This window comes from Streptomyces sp. NPDC007095, from assembly GCF_040634475.1.
In the GTDB taxonomy this organism is placed as follows: domain Bacteria; phylum Actinomycetota; class Actinomycetes; order Streptomycetales; family Streptomycetaceae; genus Streptomyces.
The window spans coordinates 1-5765 of sequence record NZ_JBEYFS010000399.1 but is presented as its reverse complement, the minus strand read 5'-3'; the positions used below and the strand labels follow the sequence as shown (position 1 = coordinate 5765).

5 protein-coding genes and 1 riboswitch are annotated in these 5765 nt (G+C 71.2%); of the genes, 3 read left to right on the top strand and 2 right to left on the bottom strand.

What is annotated here, in order from left to right; genetic code table 11:
• Positions 1-123: 123 nt before the first annotated feature.
• The gene (gene rocD, locus ABZ656_RS55830) at positions 124-1332 is read right to left on the bottom strand and encodes an ornithine--oxo-acid transaminase (RefSeq protein WP_360280118.1); all 1209 of its coding nucleotides are present in this window, start codon (positions 1330-1332) and stop codon (positions 124-126) included.
• Between the two features lie 126 nt (positions 1333-1458).
• Positions 1459-1546: riboswitch (ZMP/ZTP riboswitch) on the top strand.
• Between rocD and ABZ656_RS55825 the strand changes: the two genes are divergently transcribed.
• Positions 1546-3024 carry a glycine hydroxymethyltransferase gene (locus ABZ656_RS55825; protein WP_360280115.1) on the top strand — a complete coding sequence of 493 codons (1479 nt, stop codon included), beginning with the start codon at positions 1546-1548 and terminating at the stop codon, positions 3022-3024. (Overlaps the previous riboswitch by 1 nt.)
• A 50-nt stretch (positions 3025-3074) precedes the next feature.
• On the opposite strand, the gene ABZ656_RS55820 is transcribed toward ABZ656_RS55825, so the two are convergent.
• On the bottom strand, positions 3075-3764 hold the full coding sequence (locus ABZ656_RS55820; protein WP_101400229.1) for a hypothetical protein: 690 nt from the start codon (positions 3762-3764) through the stop codon (positions 3075-3077).
• A 129-nt stretch (positions 3765-3893) separates the two neighbouring features.
• On the opposite strand from ABZ656_RS55820, the gene trpS reads away from it, so the two are divergent.
• Positions 3894-4907 (top strand): tryptophan--tRNA ligase, encoded by a 1014-nt coding sequence (gene trpS, locus ABZ656_RS55815; protein ID WP_101400230.1) that lies wholly within the window; start codon positions 3894-3896, stop codon positions 4905-4907.
• A gap of 186 nt (positions 4908-5093) precedes the next feature.
• Positions 5094-5678 (top strand): 2'-5' RNA ligase family protein, encoded by a 585-nt coding sequence (locus ABZ656_RS55810; protein WP_360280111.1) that lies wholly within the window; start codon positions 5094-5096, stop codon positions 5676-5678.
• Positions 5679-5765: the final 87 nt, after the last annotated feature.

The following is a 5765-nucleotide window of genomic DNA, read 5'->3' as shown; positions in this document are numbered from 1 at the left end:
CGAGGGCCTGTGCCCGGCACGCCGAGAGCACGCACCTGACGCCGCAGGGCCCGCCCTCCGGGCGGACGACGGGAATTTGACGACAGCACCTAGGGCCTGATCGGCCGGACAGACCCCAGGGGTTCAACCGGCACCCAGCACGGCACGCAGCTGAGCCAGCCCCCAGTCCAGGTCCTCCTTGCTGATGACCAGTGGCGGGGCGATCCGGACCGTGACCCCGTGGGTGTCCTTGACCAGGACACCCCGGTCCATCAGCCGCTCGGAGATCTCGCGTCCCGTGCCGTACTCGGGGGCGATGTCGACGCCCGCCCACAGCCCCCGCCCGCGCACCGCCGTGACATGCCCCGTGCCTGCCAGCAGCCCCAGCTCCCGGTGCAGATGGTCACCCAGTTCCGCGGCGCGCCGCTGGCACTCGCCCGACCGCAGCATCGCGATCACTTCGAGCGCCACCGCGCAGGCCAGTGGGTTCCCGCCGAACGTCGACCCGTGTTCACCGGGCCGGAACACCCCGAGCACCTCCCTGCTCGACACCACCGCCGACACCGGCACGACCCCGCCCCCGAGCGCCTTGCCCAGTACGTACATGTCCGGCACCACGCCCTCGTGCTCGCACGCGAAGGTGCGGCCCGTGCGCCCAAGACCGGACTGGATCTCGTCCGCGACGAAGAGGACGTTCCGCTCCCGCGTCACCTCCCGCACCCCGGCGAGGTAGCCGGGCGGCGGCACCAGCACGCCCGCCTCGCCCTGGATCGGCTCCAGCAGCACCGCGACCGTCTCCTCGGTGACCGCCGCCCGCAGCGCGGCCAGGTCCCCGTACGGCACGATGTCGAAGCCCGGCGTGAACGGCCCGAAGTCCGTCCGCGCCTCCGCGTCCGTGGAGAAGCTGATGAGCGTCGTCGTACGGCCGTGGAAGTTGCCGCTCGCCACGACGATCCTCGCCCGTCCGTCCGGGACGCCCTTGATGCGGTACCCCCACTTCCTGGCCGTTTTCACGGCGGTCTCCACCGCTTCCGCGCCGGTGTTCATCGGCAGCACCATCTCCATGCCGCACAACTGCGCGAGCTGCGCGCAGAAGTCGGCGAACCGGTCGTGGTGGAAGGCCCGCGAGGTCAGCGTCACCCGCTCCAACTGCGCCCGGGCCGCGTCGAGCAGCCGCCGGTTGCCGTGTCCGAAGTTCAGTGCCGAGTAGCCGGCCAGCAGGTCGAGGAAGCGGCGGCCCTCGACGTCCGTCATCCAGGCCCCGTCCGCCGTCGCCACGACGACCGGCAGCGGGTGGTAGTTGTGCGCGCCGTGCGCGTCTGCGGAGGCGATGAGTCGTTCGGTGGTGGTCACGGGATCTCCGTTTCCTGCAGCGCGGGGATCGCTGCCGCACGGGGGTCGGGCTCGTGGCTCTCTTCTTATCGTCGCTCGCATGGTGGACGGCGGAACCCGGCGATCCGGCGCGCCCGGTAGGCTGGCCGACAGGGCCGTGACTGGCGCGCTGGGATGGGACCGACCATCGGGGAGCGGCCCCATGAACTGTGTGCCGTGCGCCTGGGCCGACCCGTGAACGCTGAACGCCACGTCCGGAGGCCGTCAATGCCCGAGCCCCTTTCCACCGAGTCCACCGCCTTCCGCAGCGCCCTCGACGTGATCCGGGCCGTGGAGCCCCGCGTCGCCGACGCCATCGGCCAGGAAATCGCCGACCAGCGCGACATGCTCAAGCTGATCGCGTCGGAGAACTACGCCTCCCCGGCCACCCTGCTGGCCATGGGCAACTGGTTCAGCGACAAGTACGCCGAGGGCACCGTCGGCCGCCGCTTCTACGCCGGCTGCCGCAACGTCGACACCGTCGAGGCCCTCGCCGCCGAGCACGCCCGCGAGCTCTTCGGCGCCGAGCACGCCTACGCCCAGCCGCACTCCGGCATCGACGCCAACCTGGTCGCCTTCTGGGCCGTCCTCGCCGCCCGCGTCGAGGCCCCGGCCCTCGCGAAGGCCGGGGTCCGCAACGTCAACGACCTCTCCGAGGCCGACTGGGCCGAGCTGCGCCAGGCCTTCGGCAACCAGCGCATGCTCGGCATGTCCCTGGACGCCGGCGGCCATCTCACCCACGGCTTCCGCCCGAACATCTCAGGAAAGATGTTCGACCAGCGTTCCTACGGCACCGACCTCGCCACCGGCCTCATCGACTACGAGGCGCTGCGGACGTCGGCCCGTGAGTTCAAGCCGCTGATCATCGTCGCCGGCTACTCCGCCTACCCCCGCCTGGTGAACTTCCGGATCATGCGGGAGATCGCCGACGAGGTCGGTGCGACCCTGATGGTCGACATGGCGCACTTCGCCGGTCTGGTCGCGGGCAAGGTCCTCACCGGCGACTTCGACCCCGTCCCGCACGCCCAGATCGTCACCACCACCACGCACAAGTCGCTGCGCGGCCCGCGCGGCGGCATGGTCCTGTGCGACGAGAGCCTCGCCGAGCAGGTCGACCGCGGCTGCCCGATGGTGCTCGGCGGCCCCCTTCCGCACGTCATGGCGGCCAAGGCCGTCGCGCTCGCCGAGGCCCGCCGCCCCGAGTTCCGCGACTACGCCCAGGCCGTCGTCGACAACGCCCGCGCCCTCGCCGAGGGCCTGATGCGGCGCGGCGCCACCCTGGTCACCGGCGGCACGGACAACCACCTCAACCTGATCGACGTCGCCTCCTCCTACGGCCTCACCGGCCGCCAGGCCGAGTCCGCGCTGCTCGACTCGGGCATCGTCACCAACCGCAACGCCATCCCCGCCGACCCGAACGGTGCCTGGTACACCTCCGGCATCCGTATCGGCACGCCCGCGCTGACCACCCGTGGCCTGGGTACCACCGAGATGGACGAGATCGCCGGTCTCATCGACCGCGTCCTCACCGCCGCCGAGCCCGGCACCACCGCCAAGGGCGCCCCCTCCAAGGCCCAGCACGTCCTGGACCCGAAGATCTCCGACGAGATCTCCCACCGCGCCACCGACCTGCTGGCCCCGTTCCCGCTCTACCCGGAGATCGACCTCGGCTGACCCACCCCTGGCCGGGCCCTTCGGGCCCTACAGGCCTGGCCTGTAGGGCCCTACAGATCGATCAGCTCCTGTCGTGGTTCCCGCGGCGGTCCGGCGCCATCCCGCCGGGCCGCCGCGCGGCGTACGAGGACGGTGCCGCCGACCCCGAGGAGCAGACCCGCGCCCAGCCCGGGCAGCACCCGTCGCGCACGCTCCCCGACACCCCGTTTCGAGGCCGGTGCGCCTGCGGCGGCCTCGATCAGCCTCCCTCGCCCCACCACCCGCTCGAACAGCGAGCGCGGCGCGCGGTGCCAGCGGATGTCGTCGTCCACCACGTCGGGCGAGGGGTCCGTGCGTACCCAGGGCGTGCCGTCCGCGGCCAGGAACAGCTGGTCCTGGCGCGCCATGGCGACATCGCCCCCCGGCGCGCTGTCGGTCTGCGGCCAGCCCCCGACCCCGCTCAGCCCCCACATCACGGTGGCCCGTACCGGCGGGAAGTCGCCCGCCGCCCACGCGTCCGGCACCCGCTCCGTCCCCATGTAGGTGGGAGTCAGCAGGTCCCACAGCCGTGTGAAGTCACGTTCCCCGGAGTGCAGCGCGGTCGTCCGCCCCGTGCCGCTCTCGATGACCAGCGCCATGTCCGGGGCACCGCGCCCCGCGGCCGGTGCGGACGCCCGTGCCGGGTGCGCCCCCAGCACGGCGAGCACCACCCCCGCGAACACCGCGACCCCCGACCTCGCCCGTCTGCCCCGGCCCGCCATGTGTCCCCCGTCCGCCCCCGGTACGTACCTTGAGTACCCGCCTGAGTATCCGCCCGGGTACCCCCTCCGGGGAGAGCTCTGTTCCGACCTGTTCCCGAGCTCCCGGGTACACCTGAGAGAATGGTGAACATGGCCTCTGAACGTCCCCGCGTGCTCTCCGGAATCCAGCCCACAGCAGGCTCGTTCCACCTCGGCAACTACCTCGGCGCCGTCCGCCAGTGGGTGGCTCTGCAGGAGTCCCACGACGCCTTCTACATGGTCGTCGACCTGCACGCGATCACCGTTCCGCAGGACCCGGCGGACCTGCGCGCGAACACCCGGCTCGCCACCGCGCAGCTGCTCGCCGCCGGTCTCGACCCGGACCGCTGCACGCTCTTCGTCCAGAGCCATGTCCCCGAGCACGCCCAGCTCGCCTGGATCATGAACTGCCTCACCGGCTTCGGCGAGGCCTCCCGCATGACCCAGTTCAAGGACAAGTCCGCCAGGCAGGGTTCGGACCGCGCGTCCGTCGGCCTGTTCACGTACCCGATCCTCCAGGTCGCCGACATCCTGCTGTACCAGGCGAACGAGGTCCCGGTCGGCGAGGACCAGCGCCAGCACGTCGAGCTCACCCGCGACCTCGCCGAGCGCTTCAACGGCCGCTTCGGCGAGACCTTCACGATCCCGAAGCCGTACATCCTCAAGGAGACGGCGAAGATCTACGACCTCCAGGAGCCGTCGATCAAGATGAGCAAGTCGGCGTCCACGCCGAAGGGCCTCATCAACCTGCTCGACGAGCCGAAGACCACCGCCAAGAAGGTCAAGAGCGCGGTCACCGACACGGACACCGTCATCAGGTATGACAGCGAGCACAAACCGGGTATCAGCAATCTGCTGACCATCTACTCGACCCTCACCGGTACCGGTATCGCGGAACTGGAGGAGAAGTACGCGGGCAAGGGCTACGGTGCGCTCAAGACGGACCTCGCCGAGGTCATGGTCGACTTCGTGACGCCTTTCCGGGAGCGCACCCAGGCGTACCTGGACGACCCGGAGACGCTCGACTCGATCCTGGCCAAGGGAGCCGAGAAGGCGCGCGCCGTCGCCGCGGAGACGCTCGCGCAGGCGTACGACCGGGTGGGCTTCCTGCCCGCCAAGCACTGAGGCGTACGACCGCACACACGTACCGCTGGGCAGAGCGCTGCACATCACTACGGCTGCGCCTGCCCACGACACAGCCGTGGCCTTACAGTCGATAGCCGGACGGCTGAGTACGAACCAGACAACGCGCCCGGCGACGCGAATGACAACGCAACCGGTGACACACCGGACACGACGACAGGAGACGACGTGGGGACCGTAACGATCGGCGTGTCGATCGCGGTCCCGGAGCCTTACGGCAGCCTGCTCCAGGAGCGGCGCGCGGGCTTCGGCGACCCCGCGGCTTGTGGCATCCCCACGCACGTCACCCTGCTGCCGCCGACGGAGGTCCACGCCGCCGACCTGCCGGCCGTCGAGGCGCACCTGACCGAGGTCGCCATGGCCGGGCGGCCCTTCCCGATGCGGCTGTCGGGCACCGGCACCTTCCGGCCCCTGTCACCGGTGGTGTTCGTGAAGGTCGTCCAGGGCGCCGAGGCCTGCACCTGGCTCCAGCAGCGGGTCCGCGACGCCTCCGGCCCCGTGGCGCGCGAACTGCAGTTCCCGTACCACCCGCACGTCACGGTGGCGCACGGCATCGACGACGCGGCGATGGACCGCGCGTTCCAGGAGCTCGCCGACTACGACGCCGAGTGGCCCTGCACGGGGTTCGCGCTCTACGAACAGGGCCCCGACAGCGTGTGGCGCAAGCTCCGGGAGTTCGCCTTCGGCGGATCCGTGGTGCCACCGCAGGCGGGCCACGTGGACGTGGAACGCGGGACCATCGCCAGCCGCTAGTGCCGCGGCAGGCAACGTTTGCCCGTCAAGGAGCGGCGTCCGGTGCGTGCTCTCGGCGTGCCGGCCGGAAGTCCTCGTACTGGACGT

What these genes read in the sequence shown, in the direction of transcription:
- ABZ656_RS55820 (WP_101400229.1), bottom strand. Translation starts at nt 3,764, where the DNA reads ATGGCGGGCCGGGGCAGACGGGCGAGGTCGGGGGTCGCGGTGTTCGCG.
- trpS (WP_101400230.1), top strand. Translation starts at nt 3,894, where the DNA reads ATGGCCTCTGAACGTCCCCGCGTGCTCTCCGGAATCCAGCCCACAGCA.